The 21,158-nt window shown below is 69.2% G+C and carries 20 protein-coding genes and 1 pseudogene; 8 read left to right on the top strand and 13 right to left on the bottom strand.

Translation table 11 applies throughout. From position 1 onward, the window contains the following. Positions 1-1,092, top strand: a 1,092-nt coding sequence (locus OG823_RS34195; protein WP_371484248.1) for a helicase associated domain-containing protein, incomplete at its 5' end; no start/stop codon positions are given. A 100-nt stretch (positions 1,093-1,192) separates the two neighbouring features. On the opposite strand, the gene OG823_RS34190 is transcribed toward OG823_RS34195, so the two are convergent. Beyond that, entirely contained in the window at positions 1,193-1,828 is a 636-nt protein-coding gene (locus OG823_RS34190) for a hypothetical protein (RefSeq protein ID WP_371476349.1), read from the bottom strand. Positions 1,829-2,830: 1,002 nt separating this feature from the next. Between OG823_RS34190 and OG823_RS34185 the strand changes: the two genes are divergently transcribed. Beyond that, entirely contained in the window at positions 2,831-4,159 is a 1,329-nt protein-coding gene (locus tag OG823_RS34185) for a helix-turn-helix domain-containing protein (protein ID WP_371476350.1), read from the top strand. Positions 4,160-4,256: 97 nt separating this feature from the next. Here OG823_RS34185 and OG823_RS34180 read toward each other — a convergent pair whose 3' ends face one another. Then, a complete protein-coding gene (locus tag OG823_RS34180) occupies positions 4,257-5,258 on the bottom strand; it encodes a DUF4238 domain-containing protein (RefSeq protein ID WP_371476352.1) in 1,002 nt (333 codons plus the stop codon). A gap of 288 nt (positions 5,259-5,546) precedes the next feature. Further along, positions 5,547-6,500, bottom strand: a complete 954-nt coding sequence (locus OG823_RS34175; RefSeq protein WP_371476354.1) for a hypothetical protein — start codon at positions 6,498-6,500, stop codon at positions 5,547-5,549. Between the two features lie 291 nt (positions 6,501-6,791). On the opposite strand from OG823_RS34175, the gene OG823_RS34170 reads away from it, so the two are divergent. Beyond that, positions 6,792-7,562, top strand: a complete 771-nt coding sequence (locus tag OG823_RS34170) for an RNA polymerase sigma factor (protein WP_371476355.1) — start codon at positions 6,792-6,794, stop codon at positions 7,560-7,562. Further along, entirely contained in the window at positions 7,562-7,891 is a 330-nt protein-coding gene (locus tag OG823_RS34165) for a hypothetical protein (RefSeq protein WP_371476357.1), read from the top strand. Before OG823_RS34170 ends, OG823_RS34165 begins: the two co-directional genes overlap by 1 nt. A gap of 236 nt (positions 7,892-8,127) precedes the next feature. On the opposite strand, the pseudogene OG823_RS34160 reads toward OG823_RS34165, so the two are convergent. Both OG823_RS34160 and OG823_RS34155 read right to left on the bottom strand, forming a co-directional pair. Further along, positions 8,128-8,361: pseudogene (locus OG823_RS34160) on the bottom strand (STAS domain-containing protein); the annotation flags it as partial. Between the two features lie 595 nt (positions 8,362-8,956). Beyond that, positions 8,957-9,208, bottom strand: a complete 252-nt coding sequence (locus OG823_RS34155; protein ID WP_371476358.1) for a hypothetical protein — start codon at positions 9,206-9,208, stop codon at positions 8,957-8,959. A gap of 11 nt (positions 9,209-9,219) precedes the next feature. Between OG823_RS34155 and OG823_RS34150 the strand changes: the two genes are divergently transcribed. Continuing rightward, the gene (locus tag OG823_RS34150) at positions 9,220-9,663 is read left to right on the top strand and encodes a hypothetical protein (RefSeq protein ID WP_371476360.1); all 444 of its coding nucleotides are present in this window, start codon (positions 9,220-9,222) and stop codon (positions 9,661-9,663) included. Here the strand turns inward: OG823_RS34150 and OG823_RS34145 are convergent. From OG823_RS34145 to OG823_RS34115, 7 genes are all read right to left on the bottom strand, one after another. Beyond that, positions 9,656-10,504 (bottom strand): DUF4231 domain-containing protein, encoded by an 849-nt coding sequence (locus OG823_RS34145; protein WP_371476361.1) that lies wholly within the window; start codon positions 10,502-10,504, stop codon positions 9,656-9,658. The genes OG823_RS34150 and OG823_RS34145 overlap by 8 nt on opposite strands. Positions 10,505-11,153: 649 nt before the next feature. Further along, on the bottom strand, positions 11,154-11,786 hold the full coding sequence (locus tag OG823_RS34140; RefSeq protein WP_371476363.1) for an SMI1/KNR4 family protein: 633 nt from the start codon (positions 11,784-11,786) through the stop codon (positions 11,154-11,156). 58 nt (positions 11,787-11,844) lie between these two features. Beyond that, entirely contained in the window at positions 11,845-13,077 is a 1,233-nt protein-coding gene (locus OG823_RS34135; RefSeq protein ID WP_371484250.1) for an IS110 family transposase, read from the bottom strand. A 763-nt stretch (positions 13,078-13,840) separates the two neighbouring features. Next, positions 13,841-14,074, bottom strand: a complete 234-nt coding sequence (locus OG823_RS34130) for a hypothetical protein (protein WP_371476364.1) — start codon at positions 14,072-14,074, stop codon at positions 13,841-13,843. Positions 14,075-14,156: 82 nt separating this feature from the next. After that, a complete protein-coding gene (locus OG823_RS34125) occupies positions 14,157-14,369 on the bottom strand; it encodes a hypothetical protein (RefSeq protein ID WP_371476365.1) in 213 nt (70 codons plus the stop codon). Positions 14,370-14,379: 10 nt separating this feature from the next. After that, on the bottom strand, positions 14,380-14,631 hold the full coding sequence (locus OG823_RS34120) for a hypothetical protein (RefSeq protein WP_371476366.1): 252 nt from the start codon (positions 14,629-14,631) through the stop codon (positions 14,380-14,382). Positions 14,632-14,782: 151 nt separating this feature from the next. Next, a complete protein-coding gene (locus tag OG823_RS34115) occupies positions 14,783-15,421 on the bottom strand; it encodes an RNA polymerase sigma factor (RefSeq protein ID WP_371476367.1) in 639 nt (212 codons plus the stop codon). Positions 15,422-15,672: 251 nt separating this feature from the next. Between OG823_RS34115 and OG823_RS34110 the strand changes: the two genes are divergently transcribed. Both OG823_RS34110 and OG823_RS34105 read left to right on the top strand, forming a co-directional pair. Then, on the top strand, positions 15,673-16,233 hold the full coding sequence (locus OG823_RS34110; protein WP_371476368.1) for a helicase associated domain-containing protein: 561 nt from the start codon (positions 15,673-15,675) through the stop codon (positions 16,231-16,233). Between the two features lie 93 nt (positions 16,234-16,326). Further along, entirely contained in the window at positions 16,327-16,737 is a 411-nt protein-coding gene (locus OG823_RS34105) for a helicase associated domain-containing protein (protein WP_371484251.1), read from the top strand. A gap of 89 nt (positions 16,738-16,826) precedes the next feature. Here OG823_RS34105 and OG823_RS34100 read toward each other — a convergent pair whose 3' ends face one another. Further along, positions 16,827-17,024, bottom strand: coding sequence for a hypothetical protein (locus tag OG823_RS34100; RefSeq protein ID WP_371476370.1), 198 nt, complete (start codon positions 17,022-17,024; stop codon positions 16,827-16,829). A 219-nt stretch (positions 17,025-17,243) separates the two neighbouring features. Between OG823_RS34100 and OG823_RS34095 the strand changes: the two genes are divergently transcribed. Next, positions 17,244-21,158: a HEAT repeat domain-containing protein gene (locus OG823_RS34095; RefSeq protein ID WP_371476371.1), complete on the top strand. Its 3,915-nt coding sequence runs from the start codon at positions 17,244-17,246 to the stop codon at positions 21,156-21,158.

Below are 21,158 nucleotides of genomic sequence, written 5' to 3'. Positions count from 1 at the left end.
CGGACCACGGGGCGCAGCGCCGAGGCGGCCTTCGCCCCAGGCGAGGGCGGTGGTGGGGGTACTGGCGGGGCGGGGGCGTTCACGTTGCCGGTGCGGTTCGAGAACGACCCGGGTGATGACGTCCTGGCGTTGTTCATCGCCTCGCGGGTGCTGACGAGCGAGACGCAGCTGTGGCGTGAGGCGATCGGCCACGTACGGCACTGGTTCAAAGAAACCGGCGGGCTCGACGTGCCCTATTCGGCATTGGTCGGAGAAAACCAGAACTTCCCCTTGGGTAAATGGCTGTCTGACCGGCGGGTGGAGAAAGCGGCGGGTGAGCTGGCGTCATGGCGGGTGACGCAGCTCGACGGGTTCGGGATGATCTGGTCCGTCTCCGACGCCCGCTTCGAAGCCGGCCTGGACTGGGCGCAGGTCTGGGCGAAGGACCACGGCGGCTCTCTGGCGGCGCCGGCGCGGGCCTCCGTCGGCGGATACGCGATCGGCACATGGCTGTCTGAACTGCGGGCCGCGGCACAGGTGCCAGCGGGCGAGCAGGGCGCCCTGTCGCCGGAGCGTCGCCGGGCGCTGGAGAAAATCGACCCGTGGTGGTGCCCGGCCTGGCCGATCACCTGGCAGCGCGCCTACGCCACCGCCCGACAGTGGTGGCTGGAGTCCGACGGCCAGGTCGACTGGGCGCAGCTGCCGGAGTCCACAGTGTTCGAGGGTGAGCAGCTCGGCCGGTGGGTGCAGGCGCAGCGCGCTGGCTTCCCTGGTCTGGAGGAGGATCAGAAGGACCTCCTGGCCGCGATCGGCATCGAGGAGGACCCCGAGCTGGTAGCCGCAGAGGCGAAGCCGACGGTGTCCCGCACGGACCGGTTCGCTCAGGGTGTGGCCGCGCTGGCAGCCTTCGTCGAGCAGCACGGCCACCCGCGGGTTCCGCGCCCACACAAGCAGCCGCTGGAGACTGCGGAGGCCGGCCCTAACGGGGAGGACCGGGTCGTGGTGCAGCACGTGGCGCTCGGCACCTGGCTCAACAACCAGAAGGCCCGCCGGGCGAAGCTCACCCCGGGCCAGCTCGCCCAGCTCGCCGAGCACGGCGTGGAGTGGGCGTAGCGGGCCGCACGGCCAGGCTGGTGGGTTGGTCCGGGCTCGCCCCTGCGGCGAGTCGGGCCAGCAATCGCGTGGGGATGCTCAGAGGAGCAACACCTGTCACCTAGTGGGTCCTGTCGACGGGGTCGGCTGCCTGCCGGAATCTCAACTCAGCTTGCTCAAAGGCCAGTTCGGCGGCGATCTTGGCCGCGCGGCGGGCCTCGTTCGGGTCGGCAGCCGGTGCAGCCCGCTTGGCTGCCTCTCGTTGCTGCCGATTGGTTTCGGCGGCTCGCTTGTGGTCGGCCAGGATGGCCTCGCGTCGGACGCGAGCGGCCTCGGCTGCTGCTTCCCGGGTGGCCTCGGCATGGGCTGCCTCTCGGGCGATCTCAGCTTCGATGCGGGCGGCCTCGGCACGGGCGGCTTCCGCCTCAACAGCCCGGACGGCCAGCTCCGCATCGACCGCCGCGCAATCCTTGCAGTTGGCGGCTGTGTCCGGGCGCCGGTGATGGATGCCGCACGTGCCGTAGTAGACCGCTCCGCCACTACCGGCCCTGCGGGGAGCTGTCCTCCCGCTGCCGCGTACGGCCCGCACGACGCTGTTTTCTACGCCTCGTTCCACCATGCCGATCGGGTGCGCTGCGCGTCGGACCTGCCGAATTGGCTTCGGCGTGACGGCACGCTTGGCATTGCGTACCGGGTGCGCAGCGTGCCGGATCTTCTTGACCGGTTTCGGGGCGAGTAGGCGAAACAGTATGCCCATGATCATTCGTTCCTCTCGGCCGGCTGCGGCGCCCCTGGCTGCGCGCGATCGACCCCGGCAACTGCGGCGGCTACCGGCCAGCGGTTTCCACCCTACGCGCGTGCTGGGCTGGTGACAGGACGAACTGCCCGACGCAACGACAGCGCCGCGCCTTTGACGGGCGCAGCTCAGGAGTGCCAGTGCGGTTTCCCGGACTCGATGCCGCACGTGGTGGATCGGTCCTCGGCGTCGGTGGTGGCCGGCTCCGAGGGCGTCGACCAGGTCGAGCAGGTTGAGGTGAAGCTGGGCAGCTGGGTCAACAACCAGCCTTAGCATCAGGCCGAGCTCAGCGAGGCGTAGATCGCGGCTCTCGCCGAGCACGGCCTGATGCTCGGGCAGTGGAGCATGAGGGGGAAGTTGGGAGGCTGCCACCGAGGTAGCTCGGTGGCAGCCTTCGTCGTTGTTCTCGGGTCTCACCAACTTCGTCTCCTTTTTAGCCCAAAAAATCTTCAAAAAACTGACCTTCACGGTGCCCGATCGCGAGAGGCAAGTGCACACGGAGGAGCAGATTCAACAAGCGTTCTCCAACTAACGTCGGGCGCGCGCTCCACCAAGGGCCTCGCCGAGGTCCAGATCGGGGACTTTTTATGCTTGAAACGATGGACGATCACATCGATGCCTGGTTGCCCGACCCGAGGGCCCAGCGGATCCGCAACGACGCGGTCCGCGTGGAGGAGCTGCGGCGGAAGGAGTTCCGGGGCCCCGGCTACGACCAGCTGGTGGACGACCTGTGCAGGGAGGCGATGCGGCTCTTGCGGGGCATGCTCCGCAGCGGCTCCTTGGCCCGCTACTGCAAGGAGCGCTTCGCCGAGAGGTGCCAGCCCCGAGTGGGGTCGGCACCGGCTGCGGCCGGCCGGGGGCAGCGGTCACACGCTGGGCCTGTCACCTGTGGGAATCTGCGCAGCCTGTGGTCAGGAGCGGGCCAGCGCATGTCGGTAACTCGGTGTGCTCGCGCGGCTTTTGGTGAAGTATGTGCAGATGACTACCTCCTTGTTCGCCGCGGCGGCGACGGACCTGACGATCGAGCGCATCCGCGCCTTCGCCGGACGGCCGGAGCAGGTGGAGAGCCTGACGCTGGAGTTCAAGCGCGAGTTCTCCTCCAGCTTGGTGAAGACCATCGCGGCGATGGCGAACTCCTACGGCGGCCTGATCCTGGTCGGTGTGCTCGACAAAGTCGAGGACGGCGCCGAGCGCGTCGTCGGCGTCGACGCCCAAGACACCATCGACAAGATCGCTTCTGCCTGCCATTCGAGACTCGACCCACCGTGGGAGCCGACCTTCATCCCGGTCCCGCTGAACGACGGCTCCGGGAACAGCGTGGTGGTGGTCCGGGTAGACCACACCGTCGCCCCACGCCCGGTGCTGATCGACCTCAAGGCGCCGATCCGGTTGAGCGGACAGAACTCCACCGCGGACCGGGCCCGGCTGCTGCAACTGGTCCGCGAAGAGCCGGCCGGCGGGGCGCACGCCCTGGGGCAGCACCTGATGAACCCGCGACTGGACACCGACACCGAGGGCAATGCCACGGAGGACTTCGTGCTACGCACCGGCGTCAACCTCCCGATGGGAGAGGCTGGCACTTGGCGGCCGCTGTCGGAACGGTCCGTCACCGCCCTCGCGAATGCGCTGAACGGCTCGCCTCTGCCCCACGTGCTACTGAATGTGGGGCATGGTGCCTTCAACAGCTACACCGGCTTCCGCCAGCTGGGACACAACCGGGCGCGTACCGCACGGCTGGTGTGGCAGGCGAACTCCGACAGCCCGGTGAAGCACCCGCTCGAGGCAGTCGTGACAGTCCAGCTCCCCGAGGTCTACGGCCCTACCGCCACCGCGTCGGTGGCTACCGTTTCCATCGACATCCTGGCCCGGATCCGACGGTACGCCGAGAACCTCGGGCATCTGCAGTGGGCGTACCAGTACCCGGTCCCGGATCTGGCGGACCTGTTGGACGGCATTTTGAAGATCTTCGTCGACGACTCCGTGACCACGGAGCTGGCCCGCCTCGCGGACATCGACACCGCCCTGGTGGCCCAACCCCGCGAACTCCACCTCGTCGCAGATGGTGCGGTCGCGGACCTCCTAGATCCCGAAGGGCTGCAACAGATCCCGGGCAGCGGCAGATCGAGCGGGGGCACCTTCCGGGCCAATCCGGCGCTCGACCTGCGCGTCGAACAGGAACGGCAGGAGCAGGTCCACGACTGGCTCCGGCAACTCGGCCTGGACGCCGGGCTGGCCGGCATGGAAGCTCTGGTGGAGCGCTACCGAGCTTCGGCAGCCGGGGCAGAGGCGTAGTACGGACGGCCCGCCAGCAGCTCCGAGACGGACCCCCTAGATCCTGCTAGGGACGCAGGGCCTCCATCATGTGCTGGAGGCCCTGCTTGTTGTCGTCTCAGCGGCGGGTCGTGTACATGTGCAGGATGTCGCCCATCGGTGCTTCCGTGCCGTCTGGGTTCTTCTGGATGCCGGGGGCCGTGTTGAAGCGCAAGGTGGGTCCGCGTTTGCTCAGCTGGACTCTATCGAGCGCGGCGTGACGGTCTGGGTGTCCGACAACGACCTGTTCGCAGCTGTCTGCGAGGTCCTGGTTGCAGCTGATTACTCGGTTGAGCTTGACTTCCTCTGTGGACGCTCCAGGGCGGCCGGGAACGAGCACCAACTGGGCGGTGGGGCTGACCGGGAACCTGATTTCATGAGCGCCTTCCAGGCCGAACCCGCGGTAGGCGTCGCTCGGAGTTTCCGGGCGCCAGAGTACGAGGGGTGCGTCGGAGGTGAGGAAGATCGGCTTGCGGCTGGTCTCGAGCCGCCAGTGCCGAGCACGGAAGTGCGGAACGCACACCTCAACAGAGCTGAGCGTATCCACGACCGCCTCATCGTGCGTGGGGTCGTTGCCCGCGTTCATCGCTCGCATCCCGTGGTAGTAGTCCCAGGCTCCTTGAGCTTCGGCGGGCCGAGGCGGGTGACCGAGATGCTTGCGTGTGAGGTACTCGGTGATCAGCGCGAGGTCGATCTCCCGCCCACTCGCATAGGCAGTGACGTTGCGCCCAAAGAGCGGGCCTGTGCGCTTCCGTGGAGTCCGGGCCATCTGCACAGCCAGGTACAGGCAGAGCAACTCGCGGTCGTCGGTACCGATAACCGGAGGCATTCCCGTCTCGTCTATTCGGCGCAGGACGTCGATGCCCTGCCCTTCCAGACGGCTGAGCTCGTCCTCGATGACCGTGGAGGGCGCGCCGTTCTCGTCGGTGATGGTGTAGAAGCCGGTCTCGGCCGCGATGTTCTTGACGTTGGCGAGGTGCGCCTTCGGCGGGCACCGGCGCTTCACCCTGACCATGACGCCTTGTCCGAATCGTGCTAGGTAGCTCTGCGGCACATAGTGGTGAAGTTTCGGTGCAGACACGCCGCCCAGCGTAGGCGGTCCACCCTCGCACTACGACGGATTTTCCCGGTCCACCGCATGCAAGCCGGTTTTCTGAGGCACCGATCAGTGCCAGGAGTATCCGTCATCGGCTCCAACAGGACGGTGCCGGCGGCCGCGTCGTTGAGGGCGGCCAGGGCAGGGCCGACGGCCGGGTACAGCGGGAGGACCGCTGCGCGCAGGACGTCGGCCCAGAGCACTGGGTCCGGTTCTCGGCGCTGGCATACGCAAGACCTTCGCCACGTGTCCCTGGGTGGATGATCTGGTGCTTCACCACTCGACATGGCAGGAACGAGCAGCGTCAGCGATCAGCGGGTCCATCTCCCTCATAGTGTCGGTCAACATGGTGAGTGCATCGGCGACGACGCGGTGCAACTGCTTCTCGTCGTTCACCGCGTCGTCGTTCACGGCGTGGTCGCCAGCCCCGACAAGGTCGATGCTCACCACGTCGCCCGTCGAGGAAGCGATCCCCTTGCGGGGCGAGGCGTGGGTGATGGACTGAGGACGGTGGCGGTGGTAGTACCCGCCACGGCGCTGGTCCAGGGCGTCGAAGCGCGGGTCGGCCTGGAGATGAGTCAGGCGCTCCACGAGGGCGGTCATCTGCGCGGCCGGGGCGGCTGCCGCTACCAGCGTCTCGGACCAGAACTTGCCTGGCGGGGCGAAGGTGAGCCACGCCTGCTTGTTCTGGTCTTCTCCCGGTGGGAAGCCATTGCCCTTCTTGCCGAACGGCGAGCTGTTGATCACATCCGCTGCCACCGCATCGAGGAGCAGCACCCGGAGCACCGTGTTGGCCAGAGCGTGGGCGGCTGCGAGAGAGAAGTGCGCGCTGGCCTCGCACAGCCCGCGGGCAGCCATCCGATGATGCTCCTGACCCGTCCGAAGCCGCAACGGATCATTGGCGTCTCCCACAATCGGGCGGGCCAACCAGCGCTGGGCGTCCTGCTCTGCCGCGTACGCCAGCGCCAGCTGCTCCCCGATGCTGCCCATCAGGCCATGTAGCTCGACCACGCGGTTCACGGCGTCGACGGGATCCGCCGCACCTGCCGCGCGCAGGCCGTCGAAGGAACTGAACCCCACCTGGCTGCCCCGTGCGCTGCGCTGCTGCCAGGCCCTCGCGACCTCAGCAACGTCTTCACGGGGATCGGTGGGTTCCGGGAGCGAGCCGTCGGGGTTGAGCGGCGAGAAGGTCGAGAACGACAAGGCGGACGTCCACTGCTCAGTCATGCCCCGCACCGTACCGCCGGCGAGGCTGACAGCCCACCCCTTGGGTCGCCCGCGCCGATCGGTGCGCACGCAGCAGAACGACGCGTGGCCCGCGTCGTCGCCGGGGGCGACCCCACGTGGAGGGCCTTCCGAGTCAAAGTTGGGTCTCGTTACCAGCTACCGAATTTCCGCAGGTCAGAGCGCTCTCCATCTTTTTCCGAACAAAATTTGCTCACTTCGTAGGGTCCGACTTAATTCCCGACGTAGCAACGCACGGTAGGACCATCTAGTACGAGGTTAGGTTTGCCCTAAATGACACACATGATCATTGCTGGTGAGGCACCGCAGCGAGAGCTCGTACAGGGTCTCGGCGGTGATGCAGAGTTGGTCCAGCAGCTGGAAGCCGACGGCTACTCCGGTGTCCGGTTCGAACTGGCTCGGGAGCAGCTCTGGACGTACGCAGTCAGGGCTCTGACGGGGATGATGCGGAATGGATCCATTGCGGCCAGCAGCCGCGCGGGAATCTGGGCCAACGAGCTCAAGATGCTGGAGCGGGACCGGGACCTGCGCGACCAGCTCGCTCTAGAGACCGTCATCGCGGTGGACGCGTGGTGGTTCGGGGAGGAAGCCCTGGGTCTGAATGCTTGGGATCCCGCCAAGGGTGCGAGCCTTCGGACGTACTTCATGGGAGCGTGCCTGTCGTCCGGTTTCCCCAACGTGCTGAGGAGCTGGCGACGTAAGCGGCTGAAGAGCGAAGCTGCATCCGCCCGACACCTGGAGCGGATCCATGATTCGGCGGACCAGAGTGGACTGGAGGCCGTGATCTTGCGTGCGGTGGTCCGTGAGGTGTTGGCCGAGGCAACGCTGGTTCAGAAGAGCATCTGTGGGCTCATCTACACCCAGGACCTGACTCACAAGGAGATCGGGAAGGTTCTGGGCAACAGGAGCGCGGCCGCCGTCGGAGCCCAGCTGAACCGGCTGCGCACAAAGGTGACCCGGCTGGTCCGCATCGGGGTGCTGGACGTCCCGACCGAGTATCTGGCCTCGGCCGGCGCCGGATCTGCGGTGCGGGGTGTCAACTGATGGCGCGTCCTGGAGCAGGAATCGCCACGGTGCTCGTCGGGCCGGTCTTGAGCACGGTGACGGGTTCACCGTGGCTGATGGTGGTCGGGGTGGTGGCCACGCTGCTGGCGGTGTTCGCCCTGCAGGCTGTCTTCCCCCAGGACTCAAAGGATCGCCTGGCTTGGTGGAAGGACCGCCGCGTCCATGGCACGCGCCGCTGGGAAGCCAAGGAAGCCCGACGTAAAGCCAAGGAGGAGCTTCGTCTGAAGAGGTTGGAGCAGGGCAGGGCAGAGCCACCACCACTGCCTGCGCCGAGGCACAGCGAACCGGTCGAACGAACGGAGGAATGAGCTTTCGCGGCGGCTCTCACATGCACATCCCGTGTCGGCATGACTTGCCCGGGGCAGCTCGCGCAGCTCGCCGAGCACGGCATGGAGTGGGCCTAGCGGCTCCGTCCTAGCCGGGAGGTCGTTGCCCTGCGCGGGGCCGGAGCGGGGCACGATTGTGCGCCGGTCCGGCCCCGGGCCGGGCGTGATTCACTCCTGGACATCGGTGGTCCGGCGGCAGTTACGGACACTGTGGGTGATCAGTCGGCGGGGGTGCGCGGCGCGGGGGCGGGGACGTCCTGGTCGACGGGGAAGACGTGGTCGGCGCCGGTGATCTCCAGCGTCCTGGCCGCGATGCGGGTCGGGCGGGCCAGGTGGAGGACGGTGTTCCGGCGCCGGGCGTCGATCCGGGCTTGGAGCAGGGCGTTGAGTCCGGTGGAGTCGCAGAAGGTGACGTCTGCGAGGTCGATGACCAGTGTCGGCGGGGCCGGGCTGGGGGCGAGGCGCGGTGCAGCGCGGCCCCCAGGCGCGACACGTTGTCGAGGTCGAGTTCGCCGGCGAGCTCGAGGACCGAGCCGTCGGGGGTGTCGCGGACGACCGCGGTGAAGGCCGGCCCGGTGGTGTCGCTCAACGCGTTCTCTTTCGCCACCAGTCGGGGGACAGGACCACCGTACGGCGCGGCCCGACGGCCGCCCACCGGGCCTGGAGGAGGCTGTTCACCACTGCGGGTGCAGATGGGCGGGCGATGGCGTGTCGCGGGCGCAGCGGGGCGGGACGGTGATCTCCGGCATCCTGGCGGAGCGTTTCCGGCCGGGTGCGGGGTTCTGTCAGCATCGGGTCGGGACGGTGCGGAGGAAGAGGTGGGGCCGTGGTGGGCACGTTCGGCAATGCCGGCGTGATTCTGGGACCGGTGAAGGGGCGGGCGGCGGCGCTGCGCCGGTTCTCAGGGCGTCCCGGCGCCGCGGACAGTGCGGCCGCCGTTGCGGTGGTCGCGCGGGCGGTGGGCCTGGCGGAGCGGCCGGACGGGGTGGGCGAGGTCGGTGAGCTGATGGAGTTGTGGACGCTCGCCCGCGTGTGGGGCTACCCCGCCTACGAGAACGTCACCCTTCCCGAGCTGAGGCCGCAGACCTTGGCGCTGGCCGGGCAGTTGCAGGCGCTGCTGGAGGAGCTGGAGCCGGAGCACTGCAAGAGGTGGGGTGTGCGCTGGCGATCAACCACGACGTGGTGTCGCTGGCGTTGGAGTTGGTGGAGGAGAGCGCCGACCCGCGCCCGTTCCACGTCCGGTCGATGGGCGAGTTCGACCTGGAGCGCCGGCTGGAGGAGGACCGCATCGGCGACCAAGTCGATGTCCTGTGCTGGACGCTCCCTGCGACTGGCCAGCGGCGCAGCGCGGTGCTGTGGTGCTGGCGTGGGTGTGGGAGGTCGCCGCCCTGGTTGCGCAGATCGCGCAGTTGTCTGTCCTGCCCGCGGTGCCCACTCCCCTGCTGTGGCAGAGCGCCGGCGCCGATCACGCCTGCAGCAGCGCCCGCGTTCCCGGTAGCGAGGTGCTGGTGTGGGCCAGGACGGAGCCGGAGCCGTACGTGGGCCGGGTGCTGTGGGCCGGGGCGCGGCCGCCCGCGTGGTCGGCCTGGTCGGTCGGCTGGACCGGCGGGGAGGGCCAGCGGCTTTGGTGGAAGGGCGGACGGGCGGCGAGTGTGGTCGCCGCCCGGTGGAACGCCGAGGTCGTCGTCCAGGCGCTGCTAGCCGATCCGCACCGGGCGATCAGCCCGCAGAACGGCGAACCGCTGATCACCTGACCGTTGCTGCCTCGTGATTCTCGGTGGGTTGGTCGAGCTGCTGTTGGCGACGTCGCTGCTCGCCGCGAATTGCCTCGACACGATCGGTAAGCCTGGCGAGGGATTCGGCCTCGCTGGCGAGGCCGGCGTAGTCGCCGACACGAAACGTGGCGGCGTTGAGTTCCTGTTCAATGGCGTCTGCGGTCTGCTGCAGGTAGAAGGAGCGTTCGCGGAACTTGAAGTATCCGGTGAAGCTGGCTGCCAAGCCGACCAGAAGGCTTACGGCCACTGTGGTCCACCGGTGTGCCGGCAGCGCGTCGGCGAGGGCGGCGATCGTAGTGGTCAGCAACGAACCGATGATGATCACGCTTTGGAGCCAGTTGTGGGTCCGTCGGTATTTGAGGCTCTCCGCCTGATACTGCCTGATGAACTCGAAGACATCCTGGCGGTAGTAGCGATGACGGACCTCCAGCTCCGGATAGGTGCTCGCGGTGAAGTGACGCAGGGCCTCGCGACCCCGTTCCTGGCGGCCTTCCAGCACTGATCGGCTGGAAAATGCCGTACGCCTGACCCGAGTCCGCACACGCCAGTTCAAAACTCCGCCGGCCGTGGCCAGCACTGCACAGATCCCGTCCAGACGTGCCAGCACCGGCCAGCTGACGCGTCCGGCCAGCGCGATGGCCAGGCAGAGCGCGACGGTGCCCGCGAGGATACCGATGCCCCCGGTCGTCCAGAAGGCGAGGTTGATGAACCGTCGGATCCGCAGCATCTCCTCGCCGGTACGGATCTCTTCTTTGAGCAGGAGAAGCTGATCGAGTTCTACCGGCTGGGACGATCCGGCTCGGAGCTCTTCGTCCGACACAGTTCCCCCCGGAACGCGCTCGGGAATCGGTTAACCGATCACCTCGTGATCCACGGATTATGGCATCGAGCATGCCTGTGTAGCAGGCGAATCCCGGTGGCTGATCCCGTAGCTTCGGGCACGGTGCAGGACGCGTTGGAGGGGCGCGCTGCCGTGACTGGCTCCGGCCGGCTGGCAGGCGGAAGCGTGGCGGCGCTGGGCCAGCCGCTGCTGTCGTGGATCCGGGGCCCGGACCGGCGACTACCGGGGGGCGACCGATCGGGTGGTGGCGTCCTCGTGTGGACGGGTGGGCGGCGCCGGCGCGGGCGTCGGTGGGCGGGTACGCGATCGGGACGTGGCTCTCGGAGCTGCGGGCCGCGGCCCAGGTGCCGGCCGGAGAGCCGGGGGCGCTGGCGGCGGAGCGGCGGCGGGCGTTGGAGGAGATCGACCCGTGGTGGTGCCCGGTGTGGCCGATCACCTGGCAGCGCGCCTACGCCACCGCCCGGCAGTGGTGGCTGGCCTGCAACGGCGTGGTCGACTGGGCAAAACAGCTGCCGCTGGACACGGTGTTCGAGGGCGAGCAGCTCGGCCGCCACCGTGTGGTGGTCGCACCCGGCCAGCTCGGCCGCGGAACGGTAACTGCCTGTGAGACATCGCACGCGATTAAGAGTCAAGCGGAGCGGGTTGATCGTCGGCCAGGGTTGGCGGGTTGCCAGGTGAGATCAAGTGCATCATCGACTGTGGCAGTGCGGGATTCCTGGGAGCCGCCGAGGGCTGCGTGGCTCAGCAGCGCGGGCGTGCCGGTCTCCAGCGCGTTGGCGATGTCTTGGAGCATCGAGGTGACCGAGGCCCACTGGGGGACGTCCAGCATCCAGGTCTCGTGGTCCCAGAGGAGTACCGCGCCGTGGGTGTCGCCGGGTCGCATGTCGACGACCAGCCCGTCGCCACCGGGGCTCAACGCGATCGGCATGAACTCACGCAGGTAGCGCGTCTCGGGCTGGCCGTTCTCGTCGAACGACTCGCCTTCCTGCTCGGCGACCAGTAGCCAGATCCCATGGGTCTCCAGGGCCTCGTCCAGCGAGACCGGGGCGAACGCCTCCGGAATCCAGTAGCTCGCGCTGACACCGGGCAGCAGCCACCAGGCCCGAAGGTCGGCGGGCAGGGGCAGGCCGAGGTCAGCCTCGAACGCGTCCAGGCGGGCGGCATCCGGCGCTGGTCTCGCCGGGCCTCGTCGGGTGTGCGCGGTGAGCCAGGTGTCGATGCGGCTCCAGGAGGTCGGGATGTCGTGATCAGCGGTTGTCATGGCGGGCAGTCTGCCTCACGGGGGTGTCACCGGCCGAAGCTGTGAGCGAAGCAACTGGTCAAGCCGCGACTGCGGTGAGAACGGGTGCGGGAAAGGCGGTGTTCTCGTCGAACCGTTCGTGGTGCTGGAGGCAGTGGTGGAGCTGTCCGAGCAGGCGGTTGAAGAGGTGGCGTTGGGCGGCGGCGTGCCAGTCTCCGTGTCCGCGGCGGGCGCGGTAGTGGGCGCCGGCTCCGGGTGAGGCGGTGAGGGCGGAGAACGCCCAGAGGTAGCCGACGTGGTTGAGGCGGTCGTTCTTGACGATGCGCCGGCCGATGTGGCTCTTCTTGCCGGAGGCGCGGGTGACGGGTGCTGCTCCGGCGTAGGCCTTGAGGCCGCGGGCGTCGGCGAAGCGGGTGCGGTCGTCGCCGACCTCGGCCAGGACGCGGGCGGCCAGCTGGGTGCCCAGGCCCGGGAAGGACAGCAGGATCTCCGCGTCGGGATGCTGGGGGAAGAGCTCCTCGACGGCTTGGGCGAGTCCCTCGGCGGCCTGGCAGGTGGCGTCGAGCTGCTGCAGGAGGGCGAGCATCTGCTTGCCGAGGGCGTCCTCGACGAGCTGCGGCTGGTGGGCGTACTCGGCGCGAAAGACCTCGCGCAGGCGGTCGGTCTCGGTGTCGAGCTTGCGGCTGCGTCCGGCGCGTCTGAGGGCAGCGGCGATTTGGCTGCGGGTCAGCCGTGCCGCGCGGGCCGGGGTGGGGGCGAGTTTGAGGAGTTGGCGGGCCTCGGGGCGGCAGAGGCCGTTCTGCCAGGGGCCGAAGGCGTCGAGGGCGGCGGGGTAGTACTCGCGGAGCAGGGAGCGGAGCTGGTTGGAGATCTGCTGGCGGTTCCAGGTGGCGTCCTGCTGGGCTCGGGCCAGCACCGCGATGGCGCGGGCGAGGTCGGTGTCGGCGGGGAGCGGGCGGTGCATGGGCATGTCGGTGCGCAGGATGTTCGCCAGGACCAGGGCGTCGCCGGGGTCGGACTTCTTGCGGGAGACGCCGTGGCGGTCGCGGTAGCGGGCGGCGGCCATCGGATTGATCGCGAACACCTTCCGGTGGCCGGTGCGCAGGATGGCGACCAGGAGGCCGCGGCCGGTCTCGATGGCGACCGGGATCGGCTCCTCGGCTGTGTCGCCGTGTTCGGCGAGGAGGTCGAGCAGGAGCTGGTAGCCGGTCGCGTCGTCGGTGATGCGGCGCTTGGCCAGCAGCTGGCCGCTGTCGTCAACGAGGGCGACGTCGTGGGTCCGTTCGGCCCAGTCGATCCCGCAGTAGATCATGCTGTTCTCCCTGGTCAGGGCATGCTCGGGCACTGATCCGCGAGCACGTGTGGGGCCACTCAGCTCCCTAATTCCAGGCCTCGTCTCGGGCCGACATCGCACTAGTTGTTGCGTGGCACCAGCTCGCTCCACGGGCCTCGATCTGTGCCGGAGCTCAAGGCTCGGGCCTTTCGAGAGGTCACCGTAGAACGGGCTCGCACCGCCAACATCACCAACGAATGATCACAGCCGCCCGCCGGCGGTCCGGGGCACCAAGCGCCGCAGATCTGTACTAGGGCATCGAACGCCAGGTCAGAGACATGCGTACGCTCGATGCCCCGGCCGCTGGCGGGCGGCCTTGTGGCGATGGTCGTGCGGGGGCCAGGGCGGCACCGATCTCACAGAAGGCCTCGGTGGCCGGGTCGTATGCAGGCGTCTCTCCGACCATCTCACGACCACCCCAGCGGGCCACGGTCGTGGCAACCGCTCTGGCCCGCTAATAAGGAATTAGGTCGTATGCCTCAAGGATCTCCATGATCTCCCTGCTGTTCTTCACCCGCTCCAGCGTCGCCGAGCGGGACTACTCGGGGCGAGCGGGGAGAAATTTGGCCGTACGCGGGGAAACCCGTGGCCATAAATTGCGCGGTAAGTGGCCGCCTACGGGGAGCATGCCTCGACCGCCGTCAGAGCTGGTGTCGGCGGGAGGAGTTCACCGCCGCCGGCTGCGCAGTTGGAGGTGTCGAGAGTGGTCCTGTGGCCGTGGGTGCGCTGGGCTGGTGCCGGGCTACTTCAGGGCGAGCCACGCGATGATGGCGCTGGCGATAGCGGCGATGGCGGCGGCGGCGCTCCAGATGACGTCGGTCCTGTGCCAGTAGGGGGCGGCGCCGGGGTACTGGCGGGGGTGCCGTGGGCGGCGTTGGCGGTACTGCCGTGGTGGGTCTGGGGGGGCAATGATGGTGATGTTCGCCTGGGGGCCGGCGCTGACGTTGAAGGTCGGCTGGTCGGGAGTGCTGGTCATGTTCTTCTCCGGTGTTCATGGTTTGCCGGGCCTGCCGCCCCGCCGGGCAAGGCGGGGCGGCAGGCCTTCGGGCGTGGCGTGGTTAGGCCACGGCGCAGGGTGCGTGAATTCGCCTCGGGCCCCGGTTGTCTACTGTCCACGGGGTGGGCTGAGTCCGTCCGCTGCTGCCGATGATGGTGGAGATCGCGACCACCATGATCAGGGTGATGGGGGTATTCGTCGTCGTCATCCCCAGGCAGGAGAGCACGGCGCCGAGGACGACGGCGGCAGCCGGCAGCATCGATTTGGTTGGCATGGTTCTGCCCCTAGCGGGTGGCGGCGGGGTTCGCCGCTGTGGTGGTCCGGACGGCGGGGTTGCCGTCGGAGGCGTTGGCCGGGACGCTGGCGCGGATCCGCGCGATCGTGTCCTGCCAGTGCGGGCTGTTCATGGTCTGTTCCACGGCCGCGGACGCATTGTCCGTCAGGATGCGGCCGAGTCCTCGGAGGAACATCTCTTCCTCCTTGGTGAGGGCGGGGGCGTCCTCCAGGGAGGTTGCCCCGTTGATCTGGTCGTGCATATGAGATCTCCTTCGTGGCGAGACCCTGCTCTAGGGTCCCGACCTGGGGGCACGGTGCCGGCGGATGCGCCGTGCTTCCTAGTCGGGCTCTACAGGACGGGTGGGGGTACGGAACGGGCGGGCGCGCCGCACCCCCCGAGGGGTGGGGTTCCTACGGGAGGAGGCGGTCCCACAGTTCCGAACGGTTACGGGCGAGTGCGTGCGTGCCGCGGTAGAGGTGCGACTGCACCGTTGCCAGGGAGAGGCCCATGACCTCTGCTGCCTGCTCGGGCGTGAGCTTGGCCTCGAAGAGGAGGTGGAACACCTCGCTCTGGCGCCGACTCAGGTATGTGTCGCAGGCCTTGAGGGCCTCGTTGACGAAGTGGCCGCACTGGAGCGAGCGGTCGAGGTCGGTGTCCGGCTCGAACCACAGGCCGGGCCGCTCGCCGATCTCATCGCTGGCCATCTCCTTTTTGTTCCACTGCGTGAACAGCCAGTTCTGGCCGACGCGGTAGGCGTAGGCGACCGGGTCACGAAGTGCCGGGGGGCGCTGGGCGCGGGTGAGTACCCTCTCGAGGGCGTGCTGGGTGCCGTCCTCGGACTGTTCCCTGGTTGCCCCCTTGCCGCGCAGGTAGCGCGGCAGGAGGGTGTAGATCGTGGCAATGTGTTCATCGGTGACCGTGATGCTTCCCTGTTCGGGGATGCTGGAGTAGATCTTGCCGATGTGCTCGCCGGTGTCCGTGGCCGGCCCGTGTTCCAGGCCGGATCCGGCCTCCGTGGGGCCGGTTTCCTCGGCAACGCGCTCGATCATCGAGGTTTTACCTCTCGGTGTAGTGAAGGGTTGTACGAGTCGGGGCGTTCGGCCGATCCGCCTGCCGCCGGTTCCCGCCTCGGGTGGATAGAGGCGAAGGGGGGCCTCTCACTGAGCTCGCAGCTTGTGAGGTACACCACGACCGCTCAATCGGCATGTCGCCTCTTTCGAAAGCCTGTTGACGTGGTACAAGACCAGCGACCGCCGCGCGAGGGAAGACCACCTGGCGGTCCGCCTGGCAGCGCGCGTACGTGGCCGCCAGGGCGTGGTGGCTGGAGTGCGACGGCCGGGTCGACTGGCCCGCCCTTCCGCTGGAGCCCGAGTTCGAGGGAGAGCAGCTGGGGAAGTTCGTCGCCCGGGTGCTGGTCGGTGAGACGCAGCTGTGGCGTGAGGGGATTGGTCATGCGAGGCGGTGGTTCGAGGAGACCGGCGGCCTTGATGTTCCTTATTCGGCGCTTGTCGGGGAATCCGGGAATTATCCGCTCGGGAAGTGGTTGTCGGACCGGCGCAGTGAGAATGCGGACGGTGAGTTGGCGTCATACCGGGTGGCGATGCTGGACGCGCTCGGGATGATCTGGTCCGTCTCCGATGCCCGGTTCGAGGCCGGGCTGGACTGGGCGCGGGTGTGGGCGAAGGACCACGGCGGCTCTCTGGCGGCGCCGGCGCGGGCCTCGATCGGCGGGTACGCGATCGGCACGTGGCTGTCCGAGCTGCGGGCCGCCGCGCAGGTGCCGGCCGAGGAGCAGGGGGCTCTGGACCCGGAGTGGCGGCGGCAGTTGGAGGAGATCGACCCGTGGTGGTGCCCGGCCTAGCCGATCACCTGGCAGCGCGCCTACGCGGTCGCCAGGTCGTGGTGGCTGGAGTCCGACGGCCAGGTCGACTGGACCGCCCTGCCCTTGGAGACCGTGTTCGAGGGTGAGCAGCTCGGCCGGTGGGTCCTCGCGCAGCGGGCCGGCTGGCCCGGTCTGGAGGAGGACCAGCGGGACCTGCTGTCCGCGATCGGCATCGAGGCCGACCCCGAGCTGGTGGCCGCCAAGGCCGCCGCCGAGGCGAAGCCGGCGCTGTCCCGCACGGACCGGTTCGCTCAGGGCCTGGCCGCGCTCGCCCAGTTCGTCGAGCGGGAAGGCCATGCGCGAGTGCCCCGGGCGCACAAGGAGGTGCTGGAGAGCGTGGAGGCCGGCCCCGGCGGCGAGGACCAGGTCGTGGTGCAGCACGTGGCGCTCGGCGCGTGGCTCAACAACCAGAAAGCCCGCCGGGCGAAGCTGACGCAGGGCCAGCTCGCGCAGGTCGCCGAGCATGGCGTGGAGTGGGCATAGCGGGCAGAGCGGGCAGGTGGTGTCGGCTGGCCCCTGATGGGTGTGGTCGGCTCGCGGTGCGAGGCGGCCATGCCCATCAGGGCCGGGCTTCAGTGGGTCTTCAGCCACCAGTCAATGACGGCGACCAGGATCGGGGCGGGTGCGCGGGTTGCCAGGGCCAGCAGGGCGGTGCGCCCGGCCTCACGGAGCATTGAGGCGTTGGCGGGGGCAGGCGGGGTGGTCGTTGCCGTGTTGGATGCGGTGGGCGGGGCGGCTGGTCCGGGCGTGCGGGTGAGGTTGTGCTTCATGGTGGGTGTCCTCTCGGTGGTCACTGGTGTGGGGATGCCGGGCCCGGCGTCGGGTTCGAATGTGACATCGAGGGGTATGGGGTGTCCCAAGTTGCGGGCGGGGCGGGCGTGATGGGCGCTACGCTGCTGGTCAGCGGTGGTGGGTCACGGGTGCCCGCCGGGCCTGCCGCGGGCGGGGCGGGCGCACGCGGGGTGGGTGAGAGGCAGGGCGGCCGGGCGATGCCGGACAACGAGCTGGAGTCGGGGCCGAAGCGGCAGGCGCTGTACCTGGGCCTGCTGGAGTTGAAGGAGCGGGCGGAGCGGGCTCGCAAGGCCCGGCAGGAGTTGTACGGGCAGCTGGAGCTGGAGAAGGCTGTACGGCGTACCGGGCGGGCCGGGACGGAGACGTTCGCCGGGAAGCGGATCAGCTCATGGGTGCCTCCGGCCGGCCGTGCGGGCGGGGCGCGGGTGCCGCAGGATGCTGAGGTGCTGCTGGCGGTGGTGGCGGTGTGGTCGTCCTGGGCCGGGGCGCCGTCGCTGTCGGCCGATGGCCGGGTGGAGGAGAGGTGGCTGCGCGCGGAGCGGGCCCGGTGGGTGCGGCTGCTGGACGGGGCCCGGGCAGAGCGTGAGGCTGCCCGGGCAATCGGCGCGGGCGATGGCGCCGCGCAGGACCAGGTGCGCGCCGCCGAGTGGGCGGCGGCCGTGGAGGCTTACCTGCGGCGGGTGCAGGAGGTCCACCGGCGGCTGAACCTCGACGTCCTCGGATCCTCAAGCAGCGCCGGTGAGCAGCCGGTGATCGAGGTGCGGCAGGTGTTCATGGCGCAGTTGTGCCGTCCGCATGTGGCGCAGGTTCCGGGTGAGGTGCGCCGGTTGCTGATGGCGGCGAACGAGCTGGCGGAGGCGGATCTGCCGCCGGGGATGGCGGCCGAAGCGGCCCGCACCCTGCGGAAGGATTACCACGCGCAGCCCGCGCGGCCGGTGTTGGAGGTGCTGGCGGGTGAGGGGGGTCGGCGGGTGGTGGTGCTGGGTGATCCAGGTGCGGGGAAGTCGACGCTGGCGAAGTACGTGGCGTTGGCGTTGGCGGGGGCGTTGGAGGAGCTGCCGGGCGAGCTGGGCGGGCTTGCCGGGTTGGTGCCGGTGGTGGTGGAGCTGCGCCAGTACGCGCAGGCGCGGTGGCGTGAGCGGACGATCGAGGACTTCCTGGAGCAGGTGGACCAGCAGGACCGGATGTGCCTGACGCGGCCGCTCCTGGAGGGTCTGCTCGCGCGGGGGCGGGCCGTGGTGTTCTTCGACGGCCTGGACGAGGTGTTCGACCCGGCCGTGCGGGCGGAGACCGCGCGGCGGATCACCGCGTTCGCCGCGGCCCACCCGGACGTGCGGGTGGTGGTGACGTCGCGGGAGTACGGCTACCGGGCGGGTGAGTTCACCGCGGCCGGGTTCGCCCAGGTGATGCTCCAGGACCTGGACCGCGGGCAGGTCGAGCAGTTCATCCGCCGCTGGTACACCGCAGCGCATCCGGAGAACCCCTCCCTCTCCTCGCAGCTCACCCAGCGTCTGCTGGGGGCGGTGCGGGGGGTGCGGGCGGTGGCGGAGCTGGCCGGCAACCCGTTGCTGCTGACCGTCCTTGCGTCGATGGGGCTCGGCAAGACCATCCCCCGTGAGCGCCGTGAGGTCTACGCCCACGCGGTGGAGGTCCTCATCGAGCAGTGGGACAAGGACGCCAAGTTCCTCGACCCGCACTCGTCCGTCACCGGGGAGGCCGCCCAGGCCCTGGAGTGGCTCAACGTCGACCGGCGCCTGAAAGTGCTGCAGCGCATCGCCCGCCGCATGCAGGAAGGAGCTGGCCGACCCGCCGGCACGTTCATCCAGCACAGCGAACTGACCGCCATCATCAGCACCTACCTCACCGAACAGAACATCTCCCGCACCGCCGCCGACATAGCCGCCCGCCACGTCGTCGAACGGCTGCGCACCCGCAACTTCCTGCTCGCGCACTACGGCGGTGGCATCTACGGGTTCGTCCACCGCACGTTCCTCGAATACCTCGCCGCCACCGACCTCCTGGACCGCGCCTTCGAGGAGGACTGGACACGCGACGAGACGGTCGGTCTCCTGGCCGGCCACGCCGAGGACCCGGCGTGGCACGAGGTCCTGCTGCTCACGGCCGGCAACCTAAAGCAGCGTGACGTGGCGGCCTTCATCGCGCACCTCCTCCAACAGCACCGACGCCATCGGGAGCCCAGGGATGCGTCGGTGCCGATGCTGGTGCTGGCCATCCGCGTCCTGGCCGAGGTCAAGGAGATCGGTGCCTCCCCCGCCCCGGGTGCCAAGGACCGGCACCTGTCCGTGGCCGCGCAGAGCGACGCCGTCATCGACACCCTCACCACCACCATGCGCCAGTCCGTGTACCTCTTCATCGAGGAGGCCCTGCCCGCTCTCGGCACCTTCGACCGTTTCTGGAGCGGCCGGGACCGCTACCTGCGCTGGTACTACGCCAGCTATCAGCGGGGCACTGCGATTCAGAGCAGCGACGTCGCTGCGGCCCTGAGCCGCGACCTGGACGAAACAGCACACCAGGCACGTACCCCCTGGGATCCGTTTCTCCGCGGCGACGCGCTGCGGGTCCTCGGGGAGCGGTGGCCGGACCATGAGAACACCTACCAGAGCGTTCTCGCCGCCACCACCGACACCGAACCGAACGTCCGCGCCAACGCCCTGCACGTCCTCGGACGGCACTGGCCAGAGCACGAAGACACCCACCGGGCCGTCCTCGCCGCCACCACCGACACCCAACCGAACGTCCGCGCCAACGCCCTGCACGTCCTCGGACGGCACTGGCCAGAGCACGAAGACACCCAGCAGACCGTCCTCGCCGCCACCACCGACACCGAACCGAACGTCCGCACCACCGCCCTGCACGTCCTCGGGGAGCACTGGCCGGAGCACGAAGACACCCAGCAGGCCGTCCTCGCCGCCACCACCGACACCCAACCGGGCATCCGCGCCAACGCCCTGGACGTCCTCGGGCGGTACTGGCCGGAGCACGAAGACGCCCACCGGGCCGTCCTCGCCGCCACCACCGACACCGAACCGAACGTCCGCACCACCGCCCTGGACGTCCTCGGGGAGCGGTGGCCGGACCATGAGAACACCTACCAGAGCGTCCTCGCCGCCACCACCGACACCGAACCGAACGTCCGCACCACCGCCCTGGACGTCCTCGGGGAGCACTGGCCGGAGCGCGAAGACACCCACCGGGCCGTCCTCGCCGCCACCACCGACACCGAACCGAACGTCCGCACCACCGCCCTGGACGTCCTCGGGCGGTACTGGCCGGAGCACGAAGACACCCAGCAGACCGTCCTCGCCGCCACCACCGACACCGAACCGAACGTCCGCACCACCGCCCTGCACGTCCTCGGGGAGCACTGGCCAGAGCACGAAGACACCCACCGGGCCGTCCTCGCCGCCACCACCGACACCGAACCGAACGTCCGCACCACCGCCCTGCACGTCCTCGGGGAGCACTGGCCAGAGCACGAAGACACCCAGCAGACCGTCCTCGCCGCCACCACCGACACCGAACCGAACGTCCGCACCACCGCCCTGCACGTCCTCGGGGAGCACTGGCCAGAGCACGAAGACACCCACCGGGCCGTCCTCGCCGCCACCACCGACACCGAACCGAACGTCCGCACCACCGCCCTGCACGTCCTCGGGGAGCACTGGCCAGAGCACGAAGACACCCAGCAGACCGTCCTCGCCGCCACCACCGACACCGAACCGAACGTCCGCACCACCGCCCTGCACGTCCTCGGATGGCACTGGCCGGAGCACGAAGACACCCAGCAGGCCGTCCTCGCCGCCACCACCGACACCGAACCGAACGTCCGCACCACCGCCCTGCACGTCCTTGCGGCCAGGTTCCCGGGTGTGGCGTGGCCCGTTGTGCGCGAGCACACCGCGAGCGACCAGCCGGCCGACATCAGGGTGTACGTGATCAAGCTGCTCGCGCTGCTGTGGCCTAACGAACCCGACACCCTCCCTCTCATCCGAGCCATGGAGCAGCACGACGATGAGGATGTGAGCCGGACAGCCAAGGAAGCCTTGGGGCTGTTGGAGTACCAGCCCCGCTCGGGGGGCTCTCGGAAGTAG

This window comes from Kitasatospora sp. NBC_00315 (assembly GCF_041435095.1).
Taxonomy (GTDB): domain Bacteria; phylum Actinomycetota; class Actinomycetes; order Streptomycetales; family Streptomycetaceae; genus Kitasatospora.
This window is presented reverse-complemented; position numbering and strand designations above follow the sequence as displayed.